Origin of the sequence: Bacteroides galacturonicus, from assembly GCF_003096855.1 — a bacterium.
Lineage (GTDB): Bacteria > Bacillota > Clostridia > Lachnospirales > Lachnospiraceae > Lachnospira > Lachnospira rogosae.
The window spans coordinates 287,773-313,103 of record NZ_QEOA01000004.1 but is presented as its reverse complement, the minus strand read 5'-3'; the positions used below and the strand labels follow the sequence as shown (position 1 = coordinate 313,103).

The window sequence follows — 25,331 nt, the reverse complement described above, 5'->3', positions numbered from 1 at the left end:
CAACAGGTGAGTGCTAATTATTTTATAAAAAATATATAAACCCTGCGTTTTTTTATAACGCAGGGTCTTTTACTCCATTAGCCTCAAATGCCTTAGCTCTGTCTATACACGTTCCACACACGCCGCAAGGCTTATCTGCTCCTTCATAACAGCTCCATGTATATTCATAAGGAACTTTTAAATCAAGTCCGATTTTTACAACTTGTGATTTTGTCTTATTAATAAATGGAGCTTCTATCTTTAACTGCTTACCACTTCCAAGATATATCGCTTCATTCATTGCCTTGTTAAATTCATCACTACAATCAGGATATGCACTTCCTGCCGCGTCATCACTGTGTGCCCCATAATATATAACCTCACACCCTTTAGAAAGTGCTATGCTTGCCGCACTTGAAAGGAACAAGCCATTGCGAAACGGAACATAAGTTGACACAGGACTTCCGTTAGTCTTTTTAATCTGTTCTGCATAAGACTCCTCTGGTATCTCTTTATCAGAATGTGCAAGCAATGAACAATCACTGTACTGGAATATCTTTTCAAGATCCAATGATATATGCTCAACACCATAATATTCAGTTACCTTATCAGCTGACTCAATTTCCTTTGTGTGCCTTTGTCCATAATATATTGACAGTGCCACAACATTTTCTGCACCATACTTATCGACTGCTATTCCAAGGCACGTTGTACTATCAACGCCACCACTGCATAAAACCATTGCTTTCATTAGAAAACCTCCCTCTTAATGTCTGTGTATATGTTTTTGTGTTGGTCTTTTTTATTCCTCTTGCTGTCATACAACTGTGACAGCCCTCTATGAATACAGCAACATCTTCTGAACCTGTTACTTTGCATATTATATCTGCTATGTCTGAACCTATGCGTTCCTGTAACTGCAATCTCTTTCCTACCATATCAGCTATTCTAGCTATCTTGCTAAGACCTATAACCCTGCCTTTAGGAACATATGCTACTGTCACTTTCATATCGTACATAAGTGCAATATGATGTTCGCAATAGCTGAATATATCTATATCTTTTACAACTACCATATCACCGTATCTTGATGTGCCCTCGTCATCCACATCTTCTGCAAATGTCTTATCAAACATAGCCGCTATCTCATCATTGGAATACTTCATTCCTTCAAAGACTTCTTCATACATTCTTGCTACTCTGTCAGGTGTTTCTTTCAGTCCTTCCCTGTCCGGGTCATCTCCTAATGCCTCAAGAATTCCTCTTATATGAAATCTTATAGCTTCTGTATCTATCTGTTTCAATTTATACTCCTTTCTTATCTGGCGACCAGATGAATTTGTGGAGCTGGAGCTGTACTCTTGCCCCATTAATCAAATTATTCTTCATAAAATCCACGATTGTTACAGGTTCAATCTTTCCAAATACAGGACTAAAATATACATAGCATTTTTCTGCAAGATTATATTGTCTTATTATTTCTAATGCTCTCTTTAAATCTTCTTCACTGCTTACAACGAATTTAACAGTGTCCTGACTTTGAAGGTTGTTAAAATTATCAAGCTTCATATATTGTTCCATATTGCTTCCAGCAAGCTTGTAATCTGCTGTCATTGATAATCTTCCCATTTCATTGTTAACCTTATCATAAATGTCGTTTATGACCTGACCATTCATAGCTGTAGTAAGGTTATCCTTAACATTTTCTCTTACCTTATTAATATCAACGCTTCCATTGGTTTCTATCTCAACGTTTCTGCCTCTAATCAGAAGCTGTGCTATAAGCTTGTCTATCCCTGCCTGAATAAGCGGTTCTCCACCTGTAAGTGTAACATTGTCAATCTTAACATCTTCCACTGCCTTAACAATATCAGACACACTCATCTTAGCTGCCTTAGCATTAACATCATTTGCCCATCTGGTATCACAGTAACTGCAGTCAAGATTACAACCTCTGAACCTTACAAATACAGCAAGTTCTCCTGCTCTTACACCTTCTCCGTTAATGCTAGCAAAATGTTCTACGACATTAAATATCTGTTCGCCCATATGTTCCTCATTTCTGTATATATTATATTTATGTATATACATCTAATCCTATTTCTGTATACCTTGCATTTATGTATATACATCTAATCCTGTGTATAAGAGGCAGAATTATTCGGTGTCTCATAAACAGTTATCTGTTTCACCTTGTATCCCCTGCCGCTCATTTTATCATAAAAATATTTCGCCATATTCTCTGCTGTTGGTCTGAAAGCAAACTGTATTATCCTGAAATTCTCATCCTGTAAAGCCTTCAGTGTTGTTTCCTTTAAACTGCCATTTTCTATAATAAGGCAATGGTCTAAGTAATCTACGATTTCCTTTAAATCTTTCTTTAAATCTCCAAAGTCAACATACATTCCTCTGTTCTGTCCTGTTGTTTCAAGTTCATCACTTGATACCTCTGCTACAACTCTCCAGCGGTGTCCGTGTATGTTACTGCATTTGCCCTCATAGCCGTATAAGAAATGTGCGGCATCGAAGCTGTGTTCTGTTTTTAATGTGTACATATCTGCTCCTTAGATTTTCTATCAAAATTTCCTATTAAATAAAATGGCGTGCCAGTTACCTCACAACTGACACGCCATTTTAATGGTTCTATCTGATCACAACGCATATTATCATACATTGCATATTATACAGATTTTAAGTTTTGAAGCCCTGGTTTTATTTTAAGACAGGATGGTACAAACGAACTGTCTTTTATTATTCATACGAAAGAATAACAGAATTATTATCTGTTGTCAACATTTTATAAATCTCTTAACATATCTGTCTTCTTCATAACTGGTCTTAAGGCAATATAAAGTATTGAAGCTACAATTACTGCTATAATAGCATTAACTGTTGTTGTTATCGCACCAATCTTTGCAAGTGCCTTAGCTAAATCCTGAGGTACCCCAAGAAGATATGTCTTGTAGAAGTAACCAACTACAGGGTCTGCCACAATATTGAAAGCCATACCGCATATGCTTGAAACTATTGTTGCTACAGTAATATACTTAGCAGAATGCTCCTTTGATATCTTGAATAACTTATGTGCTACAAATCCTACAATAAGACCAATGCATAATTTTAATATAAATGTCTTAGGTGCACTTGTAACATAGGCTGTTGTAAGATCACTTATTGTCATACCCACAGCTCCTGCAAGACCGCCCCATGTACCGCCTATAAGTAATGCTGCAAGAACGCAGAATACATTACCAAAATGAAACATAGTTCTCTCTGTTCCTACCGGAATATCAATCTTAATAAATGTTGCACCAACATAACATAATGCTGCACAAAGTGCTGCCTGTGCTATAACTTTGGCATCAACCGGCTTTTTCTCTGACTTGCAGAATGTATTATATAAGCCCGAGATTAATACTACTGCACCAATTATTGTGACGAGTAATGAAAATGCATATGCTTTATTACCCTTTACAACATATGTATTAACACAAAGCACAATACCGATAATCATAATAACTGCACCGATAACAGCCTGAATAATACTTTTTGATTTTTCTTTCATAAAGTCCTCCAATCTGGTATGCAATATATATTAATCTGCATACGAGTCATTAGTAATAATTAACAGCTAAAACATACATATCTTGTATGTATTAATTGTTATTATGAAAGAATAATCTTTTATAGGCATTATTAAAAGTGTCAATTTAATATTAATTTATAAGGTCAGTTACTGATACTCCCTTACTAAGAACATTGGCTTTATAGCCATTATCTCATCATATTCTTCCTGTTCAACTGCAACGCTTGAATTAAGTGCCTTTAAATCGCTCTTTAATACTTCAAGTGCTTCATCTGCTTTCACCGCTCTGCCTTCCTCTATAATATCAATCATTCTCTTAAGAACAACTGGATGAGCATACCACGCTGGAATTGGGAAGTCTGGATAATTGTGTATATATTCTTCCATATCCTCAACCGCACTCATAAGGTGGCTCTCTATGTATTTCTTATTATTCTTCGCTGTTGGAAGTACATTGGCACTTGAAAAAAGGAATATTGCCGCAAGTCCAAATAATAAGAAATATACAGCAAAACCGGCGTGTGTTATAAGAGCAAATATTCCATATATAAGAGCTGCTGCCCCAAGAAGTGTTATACTGAGTGCAACCCATTTGTAAGCAGGATTGCTTCTGTCATATACTCTCTTTCTCTTAGCTCCTGCACTTAACTGTATGCTTAACTCCTCATTACGGTTAAGATATTCCATACAGTTATTAAGCACTGCTACATTTGCCTTAGCTTCTTTACTGATTGCTACTGCTTTCTTCTGTTCTTTAAGTCTTTCTTTTTGTTTAAGACGTTTCTCAGCTTCCTCACTGTGAAGTCTTATATAAGGATGTGTCTGTTTAATATATGCAAGAAGTGAATCTACATTTTCTTCAAACTTGAAATTACATTGCTTCTCTTCCCCATTATCATACTCAACAACAAGATAAGGAATTGTTGCAAATAATCCTTTGCCAGTAAATCCTCCTTTACTCATAGCAACTCTCTTAAATATTCTTTTAACATTGGACAGTGGAATATAATATCTCCTGTCAAAATAAAAGCTATTAAGATATATAGCCTTTTCGCCAACACCACAGGGACCGAACTTTCTGCAATTCTTTCTGTCTTTTACAAGCTCTTCCTTGCTAAGTGTTGTTCTGGATAAACAATGCGGCTTAAAAAGCATAGCAATCAACTCCTTTTCAACAAAATCATTATAATTATGATACAAACACATTATAATGAATTCACATTTTATAATGATCACTTCATCTTCTGCACTCTTATCATAATATATAAAAGGAGGGAATATATCCTGAGGACTTCCCTCCTTTTATTCTAATAAGCTAACCTTCTTCATATGGCTGCTTATCATTATATTCTATTACTACTGTTATGTATTAAGCAGCTTCCTTTGTATGCTTTCTTGTTGCATACATAAATATTCCAAAGAATACTGCGGCAATTATAATACCGGCTGGGTAAGCTACTTTTGTACCAAGGTTAAGGCACTCTTTTGCATAGAAGAAATATGTCATTGAAACAGCACTCATAAATGTTGCAGGAACTGCTGTAATCCAGTAATTCTTCTTTTCCTTGAATAAGAACATACTAGCTGTCCAGAGAACTATCATAGCAAGTGTCTGGTTAGTCCAGCTGAAGTATCTCCATATAATTGTGTAATCAAGGTGTCCAACAAATGCACCAACTGCAAGTAATGGAACACAAAGCATAAGTCTCTTAGCGTACTTACCCTGATCAATCTTGAACCAGTCTGCAAGTACAAGTCTTGCACTTCTGAAAGCTGTATCACCAGATGTGATAGGGCATACAATAACACCTATCATAGCAAGTGCAACACCAACACCACCCATTGTCTTTGAGCATACATCATATATAGCTGCTGACTGTCCATTGGCAAGTATTGCACTTAAGCCTGTGCTTAAACCATCTGTTACTTCATAGATTGAACAGCCTGCTGCTGCCCATATTAAAGCGATAATACCTTCGGCAACCATTGCACCATAGAATACGAAATGTCCCTGCTTCTCTGACTTCATACAACGAGCCATAAGAGGTGACTGTGTTGCGTGGAAACCTGATATAGCACCACAGGCAACTGTTATGAACATTACACTCCATATTGGAGTTGCCTTAGGATGCATATTAGTGAAGTGTGACCATATCTCTGGTATCTGGTACTGTGAGTGAGTAAATATACCAAGTGCAACACCAAGTGCCATAATGATAAGACATATACCAAATAATGGATAAATACGTCCGATAATCTTATCAATTGAAATAAATGTTGCAATGAAATAGTATGCAAGAATTATCCATAACCAGAATTCTGTACTGGTAACAATTCCTGATACGTTACCATTCTTGAAAAGAGTTACAATAAGTCCAGCAGGACCTACTGCGAATACTGTACCAACCATAACAAGAAGTACAACACTGAATACTCTCATTACATTCTTCATAAATCCGCCAAGGTATATACCACATACCTCTGAGATTGATGCACCATCATTACGTTCTGATAACATACCTGAGAAATAATCGTGTACACCACCAGCGAAGATAGTACCAAATGTAATCCATAAGAATACAACCGGGCCCCATAAAGCACCCTGCATAGCTCCGAATATTGGTCCTAAACCTGCAATATTCAAAAGCTGTACTAAAAACAGTTTCCATTGTGGCATTACTACATAGTCAACGCCATCATTAATCTTAACTGCTGGAGTTTCTCTGTCGTCTGGTGCAAATGTATTCTCTACAACTTTACCATACACAAAGTAACCGCCAATTAAAAGAAACAAGCAAATGAAAAAACTAATCATAACCTTGTCCTCCTTTACTTTAGAATAAAATATTTAACTTATCACAGTACTGTTCCGTTAGCTTTATTATAGTATAATTAATAAAAATTTCAACTTTGAAAATAAAAAAAATGTGCCAAAAAAGCCTGGCACATTTTAGTATTTATTAACAAATTTTATTTATTTTTTATATTTCTTTTTGAATAATATTGACAAATCATCGTTTGTGTATCTCAACATCAGCTATTCATAATCATCATCTGCATTCTGTTTTCAACGTTAGCATAGCTTGTATCAGGGTCAAGATCAAGAGGCAGAATTGTAACATTTGGGTAGTCTTCTTTTATTCTCTTTATTACCCCTCTTCCGCATATATGATTAGGCAGACAGCCAAAAGGCTGTAATATAATAAATGACTTTACGCCTTCCTTAGCATAATGTACAATCTCTGCTGCCATAAGCCAGCCCTCACCACAGCTTAGGGTTTCAGGAATTATATTTTTAACTCCCTGATACATATCCCTTGGTCTTAATGCCTTTTTGTACAGAGGATGAAGAACAGCCGTCTTCTCCAACGACTTCTGGACGTGGTCAAACAGCCAGTCAACAGCAAATGGATATGGGAATATATTTGCATTATAATCCTTTATCTCAGCCATAGATGCAAGAAAATCTTTTCTTAGCTGGTCTGTTATTCTTGGGAATATAGTTTCCATTCCATTTTCTTCCATATATCTTTCAATATTAAAGTTAGAGCCTGAATGATATGTAACAAGCAGTTCTCCTGTTATGAATACTTTAGGCTTTAAATGGCTTCTGTCATAAGGTATCGCCGACATATCCTTCATTCCCTGTTCAAATGCTTTTCTTGCACTTCCAATTCCAGATTTAATAGCCTTGGCAAGATTATCAACACACTGCTGGTATACCCTGTCTGTTTCGCCTTTATTAATCTCATAAGGACGTGTCTTTCTGCATACATCAGTAAGCATATCAAGCATCATAAATGACCATACAGCCTCTAATACCGCACTAACTCCAAGTAAGAATACACCTGGGTGATTTCTTTTAGTATCATTAACATCAGTTGTAAGAATTGGCACATTACTAAAGCCTGCAGAATCAAGTCCTTTTCTAAGAAGTCCTGCGTAATGTGACATACGACAGTCACACTGGAATTTAACCATTCCAACGGCAACCTCGTCCTGATTATAACCGCCGCGTTTTAATTCACCTATAAGCTCTCCTATAACCATCTGGGCTGGGAAACATATATCATTATGTACATATTTCTTTCCAAGCTTAATCTGCTCTGTTGAACCTATTGGTATTCTCTTAACTTTGAAATTCTCTTTTTCCAATATACCCTCAAGAATTTTAGAAACCTCAACTGATATATTAGGCACAAGAATAGTTCTTATCTTCTTATCTTTCCTATAGAACTTGGCAGGACTTGGCTCTTTAAGCTCCTCATACATATGCTTCTTTATGAATTCTTCATCTTTAATCCCACGTCTTATCTGTACAGACTTTATAAACGACTGTATTCTTATTCCAAGTGCTCCTGTCGCATCACTTTCATCAACTTTTAGAATAAGGGGCGGCTTATGTCCGCTCTCATTCATTATTCTTATAATCTCATCTGAAAGTATTGCATCATGTCCACAGCCAAAACTTACAATCTGCACATATTCAAGCTCTGGTGTCTTAGCTGCTATCATCGCCGCTGACAACATTCTTGTATGGAAATTATTGGTTATCTCTGCCCTTGTATTAGAAAGCACCTGCTCATTAAGCTTGTCAAGACCATCAACAGGAATAACAGCAATTCCTTTCTTTGCAAGCATTTTCGATATATTCTTGCTTACAAATGGGTCTGTATGATATGGTCTTCCTGCAAGCACAACAGCAAATGTATTATTCTTCTTAGCATTATCAATAGCCATATTGCTAAGTCTTATAAGTTCACCCTTAAATCCATTTCTTGCATCTGCTGCCTGTCTATAAGCTTCCTCTGCCTCACTCTTTGATACCGAAAGTTCATTGACAGCATATTCTATTATCTGGTGTCTTCTGTCTTTCTTTGAGAACCAGTGGAATATAGGTGTATCAAACTTAACCCCGTACTGTTTCTCCGGGTTCTGTGAGTTTCTTACAACCATAGGATATCCCATAACAACAGAACACACATAAGGACTCAGCTTATCAGTTCCTTCTGGTGGCATATGCATAACATATGGCATAAATATTCTATCAACATTCTGGCTGGCAAGATCCTCTATATGTCCGTGGACAAGCTTTGCCGGAAAACATATTGTATCTGAAGCTACATATTTAAGCCCTTTCTCATACATTTTCCTGTTGCTTTTATGAGAAAGCTTGACATTATAACCCAATGCCTTAAAAAATGTTGTCCAGAACGGCATACTGTCAAAGAATTCAAGCACTCTTGGTATTCCGATTGTTATATCCTTGTGCTTTGAAACTTCTTTGTAATCATACGCCTTAAATAGCATTTTCTCACGCATTGCAAACACATCGAGCACGGCGTTCTCTTTGCTGTTTTCTTTAGTATCCTCAAGTACCGTCGCTGTTTCATCAAGTATAAGTCCATTTTCACACCTATTGCCTGTAACCCATCTGCCGCCGTCAGGGAATGTAAGAACATTTCTTAAGCAGTGATTGCCGCAATGCTCACAACGTACTCCCGATTGTGTTGTGTATTCAAATTTCTTCACAGCCTCAAAGCCTATAAATGATGAGCTTTCACCATTCGCATAGCCTTCTTTTATATGTTTCTTGGCTGCAAGTGCCGCACCAAGTGCTCCCATCTCACCTGGGAATGGTGCGAGAGTAACATTCATATCAAGATATTCTTCTATGGCACGAAGAACAGCCCTGTTTCTAAAAGTTCCCCCCTGAACTACTACTTTTTCACCAAGCTCTTTTGTATTGGCAACTCGCACAACCTTAGTGAACACATTTTCAATAATCGAACGGCACAGACCTGCCATAATATCATCAGGGTTCTTGCCATCTCTCTGTTCATTAATTATTGTACTGTTCATAAATACTGTGCATCTGCTTCCTAAATGTGCTGGACTAACTGAGCTGAATGCCCTTTTAGCAATATCCTTAACATCTATGTTTAGATTGGATGCAAAGTTCTCAAGGAATGACCCACAGCCTGATGAACAGGCCTCATTGAGCATAATATTAGTTATTACGCCGTCATTAAGCCATATTGCTTTCATATCCTGACCGCCAATATCCAGCACAAATGTTGTATCAGGATAGAACTTCTGACAACCTGTCGTGTGTGCGACAGTTTCTACTGTATGGTAATCAGCCCTGAATGCCTTGGCAAGAAGATGTTCTCCATAACCTGTTGTTCCCATTCCCCTGCACACAAGCTTAATTCCTTTATCAGCATATTTATCATATATCTTTGTTATACCCTCTTTAACCACTTTTATAGGGTCACCGTGGTTATTAGCGTAAAATGTATCTATAACTTTTTCTTCTTCATCTATAAGCACGAATTTAGATGTTGTACTGCCTGAGTCAATTCCAAGATATACATTTAGTACACCATTCTTAATGTGTGGCTCACTCAGCTTATAAAGCTCTTTATCGTGTCTTTGGGTAAACTCTTTATAATCTGCCTCATCTGCAAAGAATGGCTTGCTGACTGCTTTATGCTCTTTTATTAAAGACCTGTCAAAAGTATCAATTCTATTAATAAGCTCGTCAATAGTGACATATGTATCATCATCAAATAAATTATCTATCGCAACTGCTGTTCCATATGCAACTATTGTTTCTGCATGTTGTGGAACTATATAATCCTTATCTGATAGTCCAAGCCTTTCTGCAAATACCCTTATAAGTGTAGAATTAAATGTAAGAGGTCCTCCCTCGAATATTATAGGTGCTTTTAACTCAAGTCCCTGTGACAATCCACCTATTGTCTGCTTGGCTATGGCGTGAAATGTTGACAAAGCAATATCAGCCCTGTCAGCTCCCTGTATTAATAATGGCTGTATATCTGTCTTTGCAAATACACCACATCTTCCTGATATGTCATATACAGTTGTACCTTTTGCCGCAAGGCTCTCAAATTCTTCTGTCTTAACGCCAAGCAGTGTTGCTATCTCGTCTATAAATGCACCCGTTCCGCCTGCACAGCTTCCATTCATACGCATATCAGATGTCATAAGCCTGCCTGTATTATCATCAAAATAAAAGAAGATTACCTTAGCATCCTGTCCACCAAGTTCAATCGCTGTTCGTATATCCGGATACAGTCTTTGTACTGCCGCCGCATTAGCAACAACTTCCTGAATATAATGTATTCCCAATGCCCTGCTCACCGGCTTTCCACCTGAACCGCATACTGCTGCCTTAAAGTTTTTCCCACTAAGGAGCTCCTTTACCTCACTAAGAAGAGTTCTTGCTGTGTCAATCTGCCTTGCGTTATGTCTTACATATTTGGAATACACAACATCATTGGTATTAATATCTGTTATTACAAGCTTAACTGTTGTTGAACCTACATCTATTCCTACCCTTATATCACTATTATCTGATAATCTGTTCTTTACAAGTTCTTCCATCTTCATTGCCTTACCTTTATATATACTTATATATTTATATATATCATTTACATTTCATCAAGTGTAGTAATAATATCCTGCACATTCTCAACTATGTAATCTGCTCCTGCATTCTCAAGCTCATTTTCTTCAGCAAATCCATATCTGACACCTATAGACTCTATTCCGCAATTCTTAGCTCCAAGAATATCATCTTTTCTGTCACCAATCATAATTGAATCAGCCTTGATATTATTTAAAATATCTGCTGTATCTGATACATTTGTTGTATCCGAAGCATTAGTAATATGCGCATTATCAGCTTTATTTAGCTTTATAATCTGGTTAAATACCTCATTAATCACATCATCCTTATGTCTTCTTGCACCGCCCTCTAATTCACTTCCTACAGCTATATCAAAATATTGCTCTATATCAAAATACTTAAGTATCGTAGGAACATATATTTCAGGCTTACATGTTGCAAGTGCTGTTATGTAACCTTCTTTCTTTAAATTGCTTAACAGTTCTTTTATTCCATCAAATAATCTGTTCTCATATATTCCTGTATCTTTATATCTTTCCCTGTAATAATTAACCGCCTTCAACGCATCTTCTCTGCTTAAGCCGTGAAATTTAGCAAAGCTTTCATCAAGCGGAGGTCCTATATATCTTTTAAGCACTGCCTCGTCATTCTCTGTTATCCCAAGCTTATCAAGTGCATACTGCACACTCTTTGTTATTCCCTCACTTGAATCTGTAAGTGTTCCGTCCAAATCAAATAAAATATATTTCTTTCTCATAGATTATCCTTTCAATTCTTTATATGTTATACAAATACAAAAGAGGTGCACCTTTTACGTCCACCTCTTTTGATAATCAATTATACTATTTTAAATTAATTTGACAACTCTGATTTGTCATTGTTTATAGTAATATTAGAAACTCCGTCTACACCATCAACAGATATATTTCTGTCTGTCTTTGCCTGTATTGTATTAGCTTTCATAACATCTGTTATATCAAAGCCTGTTGTTTCTTTAATAGATTCTATTGTCTTTGCAAGCACCGATGGAACATAACCGCCCATCTGTCCTACACCAGAGCCATTAGAACTATCTGTGCTGTCAATAATTGTAACCTTATCTATGCTCTGAAGCGGCTTAGCTACCTGTTCTGCCATCTGTGGAAGTACCTTTACAAGCATTTCCATCATAGCTGCCTGACCGTACTTCTCATAAGCTTCTGCCTTCTTCTCCATGGCTTCAGCTTCTGCTATACCTTTGGCTTTAGTTGCCTCAGCCTCTGCTATACCTGTCTTAGCAATAGCGTCTGCTTCTGCTTGTGCCTTAATTGCAATCGCTTCTGCTTCTGCCTGTGCTTCAACTTTCTTGGACTCAGCTCTCGCCTGTGCCTGTGCAATCTGACGGTACTTTTCTGCATCTGCATCTGCCATCTGTTTTGCCTTCTCAGCATTAGCTGGTTCAACTATAGTAACCCTTAAACTCTCTTTAGTTCTTTCAGCCTGCTTCTGTGCAAGTTCTATATTCTTCTGCTCTGATGCAATCTGAACCTGAATCTGTGCTTCTGCAATCTCTTTTTGTCTTTGCTGTTTAAGAAGCTCTGCATCCATCTGTGCCTGTATTACATCTTTCTGTGTAATATTAGACTGGATATCGTGTGCTAATTCTGCTTTAGCCTGTGCTGTCTGCTGTTCCTGCATATAATTGGCTTCAAGGACTGCCTTATCCTTAGCCGCCTGAGCTATATCTGCCTCTGCCTTTAACTTGGCTGACTCACCTTCCTGACGTGCCTGTGAAGTCTTAATCTGCATATCTCTTGCAGCTTCTGCCTTCTGGATTTCAGCATCTTTCTTTCTCTGGGCAATCATACCATCACCAAGTGCCTTGATATATCCGTTCTCATCAGATATATCTGTGATAGTGAAGTTCTTAACCTCAAGACCCATATTGCCAAGCTCTGTACCTACAACTTCCTGTACCCTTGAAGAGAATTCTTCTCTCTTCTGATAAAGCTCCTCAACTGTCATAGTTGCAATAATCTCTCGAAGCTTACCTTCAAGAACTGCTATTGCTGTACCCTGAATGTTATCAATAATCTCTTTCTCGTTACGTCCCGTAAACTGTTCAATTGCTGTAAGAATACTGTTCTTTTCATTTCTTACTTTGATAACCGCTGTTGTAATTACACTAATTGGTACACCCTGGCTTGAAAGACTGCTTCGTGTCGCAACACTAAGCGGTATATTTCCAAGCGAAATATAATCAATTCTTTCAAATACTGGAATTACAAGTCCACCACCACCGGTGATGACCCTTTTCTTCATACCAGTTACAACTCCTGCCTTGTCCTGTGGTACTTTTTTCCACATTCTAAGTACAACTGTGAGAATTAATACAATTCCCAGTACTGCAGCTACAATGCCAAATAGACTTGACTCTGTGCCATATCCCATATAAACCTCCATTCTGCCATTCCGGCTTCTGGCTTATCTGCCAGAATATTTATCTTCAAGACGTGATGTGCTCTCTACTATTATATAATCACCATCAAATCTTAAGATATTAACTTCTTTATCCTGCTTAATAGGCTCACCATCTTCTGTCTTGGCAGGATATGTGACATTTGAGCCTGTGCTTAATAATATGCTCACAGCCCCGACACCACCTTTGGGAATTGCATTACTCACTGTTCCCCTGCTTAACAATATTTCACTCTTCTCTGCGGCAAAATTCTCAACCTTTTTCAGTCTTTTAATAATTGACTGTAATATAACAGCACATATGTAGCCTGCCACAATGCCAATCACAATAAGAGCCGGTTCAGAAAGCTTTCCATTAAATATCATTCCTGTACAACCAAATACTAACGCCCATAAACACAGGCTGTTAATTGAAAATGGCAGAAAATCAAGAACCATATCAGAGCCGAATTCTAACTGAAATATATCTATTGATATAAAATCAACAAATCCATCAAACAAATTAAGCACTATACTACAAAATGGAATAAGAATTCCAATTATAATACACGCTATACATATCGTATTAAACATAGAACCTCCCCTCATATAAGGTCAATCCAATCATCTGATTACAACAGTATTTCTTAAATGCAATGATATTACACCTTTTACATTGTCTTATATTTTATATTGTCTTACGCATATTCAATTTAATTAAAATCTAATATACTTAATCAAAATCTGATATACTTAACTAAAATCTGTTATATATATCCACCTGCATACTGTCAGTTATATTAGAAATATATTCTGAATATTTGTTGTTAAGTACATTTGACGCAATTGTTTCATCTGATGAACCATCATATGACTTATTAATAAAATACAGTACATAATAACAGCCTGATGATGAATTCTCTATAACTGTTACATCTCCAGCCTTTCTGTCATCTGAAAGAAGCCAGTCTGATGTTCCTGTGTCCATATTAGAACTTACTACCTTGCTAAAGAGCGAACCATTGATGTCATCATATTTAGTGTCACCATCATCTGCATATCTCTTACATAAATCATTAAATGCCTGCTCGCTCACAGCTCCTGCCGCAAACTCATCTGCCTTTGCCTTGGCTGCCTGCATCTCACCGTCAGTTGTATCTACAGCTTTTATTGTAAATTCACGATAATCAACCTGATCATATGTATCCTTATGTTCTTCATAATACTGTTTAACTTCATCATCTGTAGCCTTTAAGCTGTCTGTAAGTTCTGTTCTATAAGCATCTGCCTTAAGATATTCCATTAAATAGCTCTTTATATTCTTCTTGGTAGCATAATTACCAAAGTTCTGCTTATAATATGCCTTTTCATCTAATGATGCGGCGGCAGCGGCACTTTCAGCCTGTTCTACAAGCTTGTTGTAATCCTCATCTGCTGTTGTGTATTCGTAATTATTGTCAGCAGCATCCTTTAACAATGCCTTAGTTTCCTTAATTGTATTAACTGCATTATCCGCAAAATAAGCATACCAGGTTCCACCTGTCTGTGAATTAGTCTGTGACTTATCATTCTCAGAGCTTTTATATCCCATATATGAGAAATAATCTGCCATTGTCGTATTTCCGTAAAATGTCTGTGATAACAGTGCATTTTTAGAAATATTATAATACATATCAAATTCTATCTGGCTTATATTCTCTGAATCAACTTTTATAAACTTGTTATGTATTCTTGAATATCTTGTTCCCAATGTTATTACTAAAGCTAATACTATTCCAGCAAGAACGCCAATTCCTACAACCTTAAATATAAAGCTTTCTCTTTCCTGTTTTCTTTGTTCAGCCTTTCTTTTAGCCATCTTCTTATCGTATTTTGTAACTATCTTCTGTGTGCTGTCATTCTTTGTATTGTTATTGCCAGCCATTTTTAATCCTCCTGATTATTTGATTATTAAAATTTATATATATTATTAAATATTATTCAAAGCCATTAGCTTCTTTAATTCTGTCAAGCTTTTCCATCCATGCAGCAGGACTTGCATCACTTGGCATTCTTAAATCTCCTCTTGGAGATACTGCAACCGAACCGACCTTTGGTCCGTCTGGCAGGCAGGAACGCTTGAACTGCTGTGCAAAAAATCTCCAGGTAAATGTTCTTAACCATTTGTATATTACAGCAGGGCTATAATCATTTGCAAATGCAATATTAGCTATTCTGAATAACTTTTCTGGTCCGACTCCAAACCTTAACATATGATACATAAAAAAATCGTGAAGTTCGTATGGACCTACAAGGTCTTCCGTCTTCTGATGTATTGTTCCATCTTCATTAGGTGGAAGAAGCTCTGGACTTACAGGTGTATCTAATACGTCAATAAGCACCTCTGATAATTCTTTATTAGCACAGGTATCAGCATAATATCTTACAAGATGTCTTACAAGTGTCTTTGGAACAGAAGCATTAACTCCATACATTGACATATGGTCGCCGTTGTAAGTTGCCCAGCCTAATGCAAGCTCTGACATATCACCTGTTCCTATTACCATTCCGTTAGTCTGGTTGGCAATATCCATAAGAATCTGTGTTCTCTCTCTTGCCTGTCCATTCTCATATGTTACATTATGAACATCTTCATTATGTCCGATATCTTCAAAATGCTGTCTTACAGACTTCTTTATATTAATCTCTCTTAATGTACAGCCAAGCTTTTCTGTCATCTTAACTGCATTATTATATGTTCTGTCAGTTGTTCCAAAGCAAGGCATCGTAATACAGTTAATGCCATTTCTGTCAAGATTAAGAATATCAAATGCCCTTACAGTTACAAGAAGTGCAAGTGTTGAATCAAGTCCCCCTGATATTCCTATAACTGCACTCTTACAGTTAGTATGCTCTAACCTTTTTTTTAGTCCATATGTCTGTATGTCAAGTATTTCCTCACATCTTGCATCTCTTTCCTTCTTATCATCTGGAACAAATGGTGCTTTATCAAAATATCTTTTTAATTCCAAAGTACGTTTTTTTAATTCAGGGCAGGTAACATATTTATATGCTTCCTTCATATTTTCATCTACATTCACATCAAATGTAGACATTCTTCTTCTTTCCGAACATATTCTGTCAACATCAATATCCGCATACACTGCTTCATTGGTGAACTTCTTAGCCTCTGCAAGCACTGTGCCATTCTCGCATATTAGATTATGTGCACCGAATACTATATCCTGTGTCGACTCTCCATCACCTGCTGTTGAATAAATGTATCCGCATACAAGTCTTGCCGACTGTCCTTTAACAAGCTCCCTTCTGTAAGCTGACTTTCCTATAGTCTCATTGCTTGCAGAAAGATTGACAATAATTGTCGCTCCGTTAAGTGCGTGTCTTATGCTTGGTGGTGCTGGTGTCCACAAATCTTCACATATCTCAATTGCAAGTTTAACTTTATTACTGCTTCCAAACTGACATATCAGGCTTCCACCAAAATCAACATCTTCTCCATCTATATTAACAGACACATTGCCCTTAAAGCCTTCTTTAAATTGTCTTCTCTCGTAGAATTCCGCATAATTAGGTATATTCATCTTAGGCACAAGTCCAATAATATGTCCATTCATAAGCACTGCCGCCACATTATAAAGCTTTCCCATATACATATATGGAAGTCCGACAACAACAGCCATTCCTTCATACTGTCCGGTATATTTCTTTAAATCAATCAATGAATTATATGCTTCATCTATCAATGTATCCTGTAAGAACAAATCATTGCAAGTATATCCTGTAATACACAATTCAGGAAAGCCTACAATTGCAGCTTTATTATCATATGCTTTAGTGATAAGTTCTTTAATCTGCTCTGTATTATAACGGCAATCTGCAACCTTTATCTTGGGTGTCATTGCCGCAGCTCTTATATATCCATCCTTCACTGGTATAATTCTCCCTTATACAATTTTTAATTAGTATATCAAAACTAACAACTATTTACAACGCAAAAAAGTCCAGAGACCGACATTTATAATGCTGATTACACGTCTGCTGGACTTTTTGACACCGTATTTATTATTCGTGGAATGCTGATGAAATCTCTGTTGCGATTTCCTTCATTCCATTTTCTGCTGTTGACATCATCTCTTTTGCACCAGTTGCCGCTTCTGTCATCATCTCTTTTGCTCCTGTGGCTGCTTCTGTCATAAGATTTTCTACTGTACTCTTGTTATTATTTCCTGAACCAGAATTACTCCCGCTTTCAGAGTCATTCTTTGCTCCACAGCCAACAAGAACTGCCATAACTGTAACCATCATAGCTCCGATAATGAACCATTTTAACTTAGACATAAATCCTCCATTCTTATGCCTGCCGCATAATATTATATTTATGAAATAAACCAATATAAGCGTATACAGCCATTGATAATGGTATCATTAATAATGGTATATACGCTTATATTCATATAATATTATGTCCCTGTTAAAATCTATTATTCATCATCAGGCTTTTAACTGATGACTTAAATACTTGTATAACACAACTGTTATAACGCCGTCAATAACAGCTTTAATCACATTAAATGGTGCAACCGCCAATGCGACAAATGAGAATACATCTTTAATTGAAGCATTAACCTTTGTTCCCATAGCAATCAATGTATCCATAGGAAGACCGTAAAGTTCTGAATACTTAGGAAGCAGATACCACGCATTAAGTGCCATACCAGCTATTACAAGTATTATTCCACCTATTGCAAGTGATACTACAGCCATCTTTCTTGTCTTTTTAATGTGATAAATTATAGAAGCCGGCACAACATACATACAGCCAAGTATGAAGTTAGCAAAATCGCCAACAAATGCTGTTGTAGTTCCTTTCATACAGAAATGAAGTATTACCTTAACTGCTTCTATAACGACTCCTGCACAAGGTCCAAGCATAAATGAACCTATAAGCACAGGCACTTCGCTGAAATCAATCTTATAAAAGCCCGGAGCTATAATTGGAATAGGAAAATCAAAGTACATAAGAATAACCGCTATTGCTGACAGCATAGCCATAATAACTGTTTTATTAACTTTCGTATTCTTTGAAGCGAATTTAACTCCGTTTCTTTTCTCAATAAGCACTTCACTTGCCCTTGCAATCACAAATACTATAACCATAAGAAGAAGTGATATACCTACAAATTCAATATTCTTACGAATGACATCTAGTAAGTTACTCATTATTGTTCTCCACTCTTAAATAATATTTATACATATACCAACAGTTATTTAAGATCTGAAATATTACCTACACTTACACGTAATACTCTGTGTCCTTCAAGAAGCTTATTCTCTATTCTTATGAATACAACAACTCTTATCTTCTTACCTGTCTTAGTCTAAAATAATGCTCATAGCAGGCATATCTCTGATCAATAAATGTCTCTCGAAGCTCTGTTATTATGCCCTCATAATCAATATCCGGCACAATATCTTTGAACACAAGACCATTTTTCATATCTTCTTCTGTGTAGCCAAGCATTTTAACAAAGCCTTCATCAATCTCAATTATCTTGCCACTTCTCATCTCCATAGCAAAACGTGTAAATGGGAGTTTTCTCATTAAATTATCTGCCATAACTTTTGTCCTCCATAATTATATATTCTGGTCTATTGCTTTTATGCACTTCCCGCTGGATACTGCATTAATCTTTCCCAGCAGGAAACACATATAACTTTAACTATTGGCTACTTAGAAAGTGTTGCAAGTCTTTCTTCAACCTGTGCAAGCATATTAGAATATTTCTCTAATTTAGCTTTTTCTTCATCTATCTTAGCCTGTGGTGCTTTAGATGTGAACTTCTCATTATTAAGCATACCATTGCAACGGCTGATTTCCTTATGAAGCTTATCTTCTTCTTTCTTTAATCTCTCGATTTCCTTATCAATATCAACAAGCTCTGCAAATGGAATATAGATAACTGCATCTGGAATAACTGTTGATACTGCATCTTCTGGAATACCAGACTTATCAGACTGGATTACAACTTCACTCGCATAACCTAATGTCGCAAAGAATACTTTACCATTAGCGAATATATTTCTAACATTCTCATTCTCTGAAACAATATATACAAGTGCTTTACGACTTGGTGCAACATTCATTTCAGCTCTTAAATTTCTTATATTGCGGACTGCTGTCTTAATTGTTTCGATGGCATTTTCATCTTGTGAATAGTTATTATCTTCTGTGTATACAGGCCATGAACTTATCATAATAGACTCTTCCTCATCCTGAATATTACAGAATATTTCTTCAGTAATAAATGGCATATATGGATGAAGAAGCTTAAGTGCATCTATAAGAACCTTCTTTAATGTCCATATAGCTGCTGTCTTAGTTGTATCCTCGTCATTGTAAAGACGTGGTTTTACCATCTCTATATACCAGTCACAGAATTCTTCCCAGATAAAGTCGTTAAGCTTGGCAACTGCTATACCAAGGTCGTACTTTTCCATATTATCTGTAACTTCTTTAATAAGTGAATTCATCTTTGATAATATCCACTTATCAGCCGCTGTAAGATTAGCCGGCTTCTCATCTGTAGCCTTTATCTTGTTATCCGGGTCATTCATCATTATGAATCTTGAAGCATTCCATACCTTATTAGCAAAGTTACGGCTTGCCTCAACTCTTTCCCAGTAGAAACGCATATCATTACCAGGTGCATTACCCGTGATAAGTGTATATCTTAAAGCATCTGCACCGTACTTATCAATAACTTCAAGTGGGTCTATACCATTTCCAAGTGACTTACTCATCTTACGTCCCTGTGAATCTCTTACAAGTCCGTGGAATAATACCTTGCCAAATGGCTTCTTACCCATCTGCTCATATCCTGAGAATATCATTCTGATAACCCAGAAGAATATAATGTCATATCCTGTTACAAGTACATCTGTAGGATAGAAGTAATCAAGCTCAGGTGTATTATCCGGCCAGCCAAGTGTTGAGAAAGGCCAGAGTGCTGATGAAAACCAAGTATCAAGTGTATCTGGATCCTGTTCCATATTAGAGCTTTTACACTTAGGACATGTACATACCTTATCCTTAGATACTACCATCTCACCACAATCCTTACAGTAGTAAGCAGGTATTCTGTGTCCCCACCATAACTGTCTTGATATACACCAGTCTCTTATGTTATCAGTCCAGTTAAAATATGTCTTATCCATAGAAGCTGGAACAAGTTCAATATCACCATTCTTAACGCCTTCAACTGCTGGCTTGATAAGCTCATCCATCTTAACGAACCACTGCTGTTTAATCATAGGCTCAACTGTTGTCTTACATCTATCGTGTGTACCAACATTATGAACGTGGTCTTCAACCTTAACCAAAAGTCCCTGTGCATCAAGGTCAGCTACCATAGCTTTTCTTGCTTCGTATCTGTCCATACCGGCATACTTTCCGCCAAGATTGTTAATTGTAGCATCATCATTAAGTATGTTAATCTCTGGAAGGTTATGTCTTTTACCAACCTCAAAATCGTTAGGATCGTGAGCCGGAGTAATCTTAACAACACCAGTTCCGAATTCCTTATCAACATAGCTGTCTGCGATAACAGGTATCTTTCTATCTGTAAGTGGAAGGTATACTTCCTTTCCAATAAGATCTGTATATCTTTCATCATCCGGATTAACAGCAAGTGCCGAATCACCAAGAAGTGTCTCTGGACGAGTAGTAGCTATCTCTACATATCTTCCTTCTTCACCAACTACAGGATAATTGATATGCCAGAAATGTCCTGCCTGCTCCTCGTGTTCAACCTCTGCATCTGATATAGATGTGTTACATACAGGACACCAGTTTACAATTCTTGAGCCCTTGTATATAAGACCTTTTTCATATAACTTGCAGAATACTTCAAGAACTGCCTTAGAACAGCCATCATCCATTGTAAATCTTTCTCTGTCCCAGTCACAAGACGAACCAATCTTCTTTAACTGGCTTGTGATGGTTCCGCCATATTCTTTCTTCCATTCCCATGTTCTTTTAAGAAAGCCTTCTCTTCCAAGCTCGTGCTTGTCAATCCCTTCTTCTTTTAAGGCATTGGTTACCTTTACTTCTGTCGAAATACTTGCGTGGTCAGTTCCTGGCACCCATAATGCTTCATATCCCTGCATTCTCTTAAAACGAATAATAATATCCTGCATTGTATTATCAAGTGCGTGACCCATATGCAGCTTTCCTGTAATATTAGGTGGTGGCATTACAATAGTAAATGGTTTCTTATCCCTGTTTACTTCTGCGTGAAAATATTTCTTATCGAGCCACTTCTGGTACAATCTGTCCTCTATCTCTGAGGGATTGTAGTTCTTTTCCAATTCCTTACTCATAGTAGTAATCCTTTCTATATCCTAAGAAAATAATCTATTTAACCGATATAAATCCCGCCATTAATCAGCATAACATATCTTATTATAGCATAATATATTATTTTCTTATAATCTCAATCTGTTTAATCATAATATTACCAGCTAAAAATGTCAACACGCCTCTATTTCTTTGATGTTAAATTCACTTCCCTGCAAAAGATATGTATGTGTACTTCCACATTCAGGACATATCTTTCCATATTTTACCGTTTCATATTCAGCCTTGCAGTCCTCACAGTAAGTAACTGCATTTATCTTCTCTATAACAAGCTCAGAATTCTTTAATAAATCTTCCTTCTTTACCGCCCATTTCCAGCAGTCTGTAAGGTATGAGTCTATTACGGTGGATACTTCGCCAAGTTCTAATACAACTTTAGTTATCTCGGATATTTCATTATTCACGGCTACTTCTTTTAAATCATCTATTATGTGAAATACTACGCCTAATTCGTGCATTGAGGTGATTGCTCCTTTCTCTGTGATTTTTCTATCTATACCATAATACACTATAGTATAGAAATAGAACAACCACAATACAATCGCTGCCAAAAGCCGCAAAGGCTGTACAGCCTGATTATATTGCAGTTGTTCTTATCTACATAGGAAATTATCCTTATGTCATTATTACTATAGCTTAATATAATTATTACTAATTATCATTATCTGTTATCCAGCTATAAGGTTGTTTATTTCTTCTTAAACTTAATCTTTATAGCCTGCTTAGCTCCATAAGGAAGTATATACTTAAGCTTGTCTTCACTCTTTCTCATTGTACTACATTCTGGTAAATCCCTGTTAAGGTGTATTGCATCGAATTCACACTTAGTTGTGCATATACCACAGCCAATACATTTGTTAGGGTCTACTACAGAAGCACCACAGCCTAAACATCTTGCTGTCTCTGCTTTAACCTGTTCTTCTGTAAATGTAAGCTTAGCATCTCTGAATGACTTCTTATGGTCAAATGAATTATCTGTTCCAGGTATCTGTCTTGAAGAATTATCATAGCTTTCTACCTTGATGTTATTCTTGTCAAGTTCTATGAAATCCCTTCTGTTACGTCCTATTGTAAGTGAGCTGTGTGGCTGTACATATCTGTGGATTGATATAGCAGCTTCTTTACCAGCCGCAATTGCATCAATAGCAAATCTTGGTCCTGTGTATACATCTCCACCGATAAATACATCTGGATCTGTTGTCTGGTATGTAAGCTTGTCAGCTTTAACTCTTACGCCATCTATCTCAACCTTTGTGCCTTTTAATAAATCGCCCCAGATTGTTGTCTGGCCTATACTTAAGAATACGTGACTGCACTTAACTGTCTTAGTATCATTCTCATCATACTGAGGGTTAAATCTTCCATCTGCATCCTTAACTGATGTACATCTCTTAAGGACAATTCCTGTAACCTTTCCATTTTCTGTAAGGATTTCCTTAGGACCCCAGCCACAGTCAAGCTTAACGCCTTCTTCTACAGCCTCTTCTATTTCTTCTTCTGAAGCTGGCATATTAGCTCTGTCCTCAAGACAGAACATAGATACATTGTAATCACCAACTCTTGTGCTTGTTCTTGCAACGTCAATAGCAACATTGCCACCACCGATTACAACAACATCACCTTCAAGTGGGAATTCGTGTGTGCTTCCAGCCTCTTTTAAGAAGTCAACTGCTGACATAACGCCCTTGGCATCTTCGCCTGCAACTCCTGCTTTTCTTGAACCCTGACAGCCTATTGCTATATAAAATGCTTTATAACCCTGCTTCTTTAATTCATCAATAGTGATGTCCTTACCAACTTCAACACCTGTCTTAATGTCAACGCCCATCTGTCGCATAACATCTATCTCAGCCTCAACAACATCTTTTTCAAGCTTAAATGATGGAATACCATATACAAGCATACCACCAGCCTTCTTGTTCTTCTCAAATACAGTTGGCTTGTAACCCTTCTGTGCAAGATAGAATGCACACGAAAGTCCGGCAGGACCACCACCAATAATAGCAATCTTTTCATCAAAATATCCCTTAGTTGCCGGAACTACAGGTTCTGGTATATAACGTGTATCTGCTTTTAAATCCTGCATTGCAATAAACTTCTTAACTTCATCTATTGCAATAGCTTCATCTATTGTTCCTCTTGTACAGGCATCCTCACACCTTCTGTTACATACATGTCCACATACTGCCGGGAATGGATTATCCTTCTTTATAAGCGCAAGTGCATCCTTGTATCTTCCCTGAGCTGCCATCTTAAGATAGCCCTGAACCGCTATATGTGCTGGACAGGCTGTCTTACAAGGTGCTGTACCTGTATCATAACAATTGATACGGTTCTTATCCCTGTAATCTTCTGTCCACATATGTGGTCCCCACTTCTGCTCTGATGGAAGTGGCATTTTAGGATACTTAATCTCGCTTCCGTCCTTAGTACATAACTTCTGTCCAAGCTTTACAGCTCCTGCCGGACAGTATTCAACACACTTGCCACAGGCTACACAGTTCTCTTTAGTTACCTTGGCAACATATGCCGAACGTGACATATTAGGTGTGTTAAATAACTGCGATGTTCTAAGTGCATAACAGACATTAACATTACAGTTACATATAGCAAATATCTTGTCCTGTCCGTCAATATTAGTAATCTGGTGAACAAAACCATTGTCTTCAGCCTTCTTGAATATCTCAAGTGCTTCTTCCTTAGTGATATAATGACCGCCCTTGCCTGTTTCAACAACATAATCAGCCATATCACCAACAGCTATACACCAATCCTCTGGATCATCTGCACAGCCTTCATCATAAGTCTTTCTTGACTTACGGCATGAACATGGGCTTGCTGCATATTTGCCATCATACTTATCAAGCCAGTATGATATCTTCTCTAAAGATATTGCCTCGTTATTCATATCAATAGCTTTCTCTACCGGAATAACGTGCATACCAATTCCTGCACCCCCTGGTGGCACCATAGGAGTAATCTTTTCCAATGGAAGACGGCTCATTCTCTCAAAGAAACGTCCCATCTCTGGATGTTCTTCAAGAACTGTGGAATTCATATTAGTAAATTCAGCACTTCCTGGTACGAACATTGGAAGAACATACTGCTTCTCGTGCTGTGGATTTTCCCAGTTATATTCCAAAAGACCATTAAAAGACATCTGCTCAAGCTGCTTTTCAAGTTCTTTCTCGTCCATTCCTGTAATCTGCACCATCTGCTTAAGTGTCTTAGGTTTACGGACACCCATTTTTAATGCTATATTGGCCTGTTCATCTGTACATATTGGTGCAAGTCCCCAGTATTCCGGACTATCTGCTGTTAATTTCTCAAAGCCAAGCTTAATTGGCACTCTGTCTGTTATCATCTTGCCAAGCTTAAGTATTGGCTCTCTTACCGGAAGTTCCGGATGAGGATTTTTAAATTCTTCTTTACCCATAAATTGTCCTTTCCACCTTATAAAGGCTTTTATCTTCGTTGCT

Annotated in this window: 19 protein-coding genes; all 19 read right to left on the bottom strand. The window is 37.1% G+C overall.

Annotated elements, in window-relative coordinates; translation table 11 throughout:
• Positions 1–52: 52 nt before the first annotated feature.
• Entirely contained in the window at positions 53–730 is a 678-nt protein-coding gene (gene queC / locus C7390_RS06400; protein WP_055174205.1) for a 7-cyano-7-deazaguanine synthase QueC, read from the bottom strand.
• Complete coding sequence (gene folE, locus C7390_RS06395) at positions 696–1,283, bottom strand: GTP cyclohydrolase I FolE (RefSeq protein ID WP_242854094.1); 588 nt, start codon at positions 1,281–1,283, stop codon at positions 696–698. The genes queC and folE overlap by 35 nt, the downstream gene beginning before the upstream one ends.
• Position 1,284: 1 nt before the next feature.
• The gene (locus tag C7390_RS06390) at positions 1,285–2,028 is read right to left on the bottom strand and encodes a radical SAM protein (RefSeq protein ID WP_055174339.1); all 744 of its coding nucleotides are present in this window, start codon (positions 2,026–2,028) and stop codon (positions 1,285–1,287) included.
• Between the two features lie 83 nt (positions 2,029–2,111).
• On the bottom strand, positions 2,112–2,534 hold the full coding sequence (gene queD, locus C7390_RS06385; RefSeq protein ID WP_055174204.1) for a 6-carboxytetrahydropterin synthase QueD: 423 nt from the start codon (positions 2,532–2,534) through the stop codon (positions 2,112–2,114).
• A gap of 242 nt (positions 2,535–2,776) precedes the next feature.
• On the bottom strand, positions 2,777–3,544 hold the full coding sequence (locus C7390_RS06380; RefSeq protein ID WP_022502121.1) for an ECF transporter S component: 768 nt from the start codon (positions 3,542–3,544) through the stop codon (positions 2,777–2,779).
• Between the two features lie 168 nt (positions 3,545–3,712).
• Positions 3,713–4,720, bottom strand: coding sequence for a hypothetical protein (locus tag C7390_RS06375; protein ID WP_055174337.1), 1,008 nt, complete (start codon positions 4,718–4,720; stop codon positions 3,713–3,715).
• A gap of 214 nt (positions 4,721–4,934) precedes the next feature.
• On the bottom strand, positions 4,935–6,380 hold the full coding sequence (locus C7390_RS06370) for a carbon starvation CstA family protein (protein ID WP_022502123.1): 1,446 nt from the start codon (positions 6,378–6,380) through the stop codon (positions 4,935–4,937).
• 218 nt (positions 6,381–6,598) lie between these two features.
• Entirely contained in the window at positions 6,599–10,981 is a 4,383-nt protein-coding gene (locus C7390_RS06365; RefSeq protein WP_055174203.1) for an acyl-CoA dehydratase activase, read from the bottom strand.
• Between the two features lie 41 nt (positions 10,982–11,022).
• Positions 11,023–11,757 (bottom strand): HAD hydrolase-like protein, encoded by a 735-nt coding sequence (locus C7390_RS06360; protein ID WP_116443817.1) that lies wholly within the window; start codon positions 11,755–11,757, stop codon positions 11,023–11,025.
• Between the two features lie 95 nt (positions 11,758–11,852).
• Positions 11,853–13,430 carry a flotillin family protein gene (locus tag C7390_RS06355; RefSeq protein ID WP_022502126.1) on the bottom strand — a complete coding sequence of 526 codons (1,578 nt, stop codon included), beginning with the start codon at positions 13,428–13,430 and terminating at the stop codon, positions 11,853–11,855.
• Between the two features lie 33 nt (positions 13,431–13,463).
• Positions 13,464–14,030, bottom strand: coding sequence for a hypothetical protein (locus tag C7390_RS06350; RefSeq protein ID WP_116443816.1), 567 nt, complete (start codon positions 14,028–14,030; stop codon positions 13,464–13,466).
• Positions 14,031–14,193: 163 nt separating this feature from the next.
• Entirely contained in the window at positions 14,194–15,360 is a 1,167-nt protein-coding gene (locus C7390_RS06345) for a peptidyl-prolyl cis-trans isomerase (protein WP_055306082.1), read from the bottom strand.
• 52 nt (positions 15,361–15,412) lie between these two features.
• The gene (locus C7390_RS06340) at positions 15,413–17,365 is read right to left on the bottom strand and encodes an NAD(+) synthase (RefSeq protein ID WP_116443815.1); all 1,953 of its coding nucleotides are present in this window, start codon (positions 17,363–17,365) and stop codon (positions 15,413–15,415) included.
• A gap of 133 nt (positions 17,366–17,498) precedes the next feature.
• Positions 17,499–17,774, bottom strand: coding sequence for a hypothetical protein (locus C7390_RS06335; protein WP_022502130.1), 276 nt, complete (start codon positions 17,772–17,774; stop codon positions 17,499–17,501).
• 153 nt (positions 17,775–17,927) lie between these two features.
• Complete coding sequence (locus tag C7390_RS06330) at positions 17,928–18,656, bottom strand: ECF transporter S component (RefSeq protein WP_318255750.1); 729 nt, start codon at positions 18,654–18,656, stop codon at positions 17,928–17,930.
• Between the two features lie 136 nt (positions 18,657–18,792).
• Entirely contained in the window at positions 18,793–19,053 is a 261-nt protein-coding gene (locus C7390_RS06325; protein WP_116443814.1) for a hypothetical protein, read from the bottom strand.
• Positions 19,054–19,163: 110 nt separating this feature from the next.
• The gene (locus tag C7390_RS06320; protein ID WP_055174197.1) at positions 19,164–21,815 is read right to left on the bottom strand and encodes a valine--tRNA ligase; all 2,652 of its coding nucleotides are present in this window, start codon (positions 21,813–21,815) and stop codon (positions 19,164–19,166) included.
• 150 nt (positions 21,816–21,965) lie between these two features.
• Complete coding sequence (locus C7390_RS06315; protein WP_055174196.1) at positions 21,966–22,310, bottom strand: hydrogenase maturation nickel metallochaperone HypA; 345 nt, start codon at positions 22,308–22,310, stop codon at positions 21,966–21,968.
• A gap of 230 nt (positions 22,311–22,540) precedes the next feature.
• Positions 22,541–25,288 (bottom strand): FAD-dependent oxidoreductase, encoded by a 2,748-nt coding sequence (locus C7390_RS06310; RefSeq protein WP_022502135.1) that lies wholly within the window; start codon positions 25,286–25,288, stop codon positions 22,541–22,543.
• Positions 25,289–25,331: the final 43 nt, after the last annotated feature.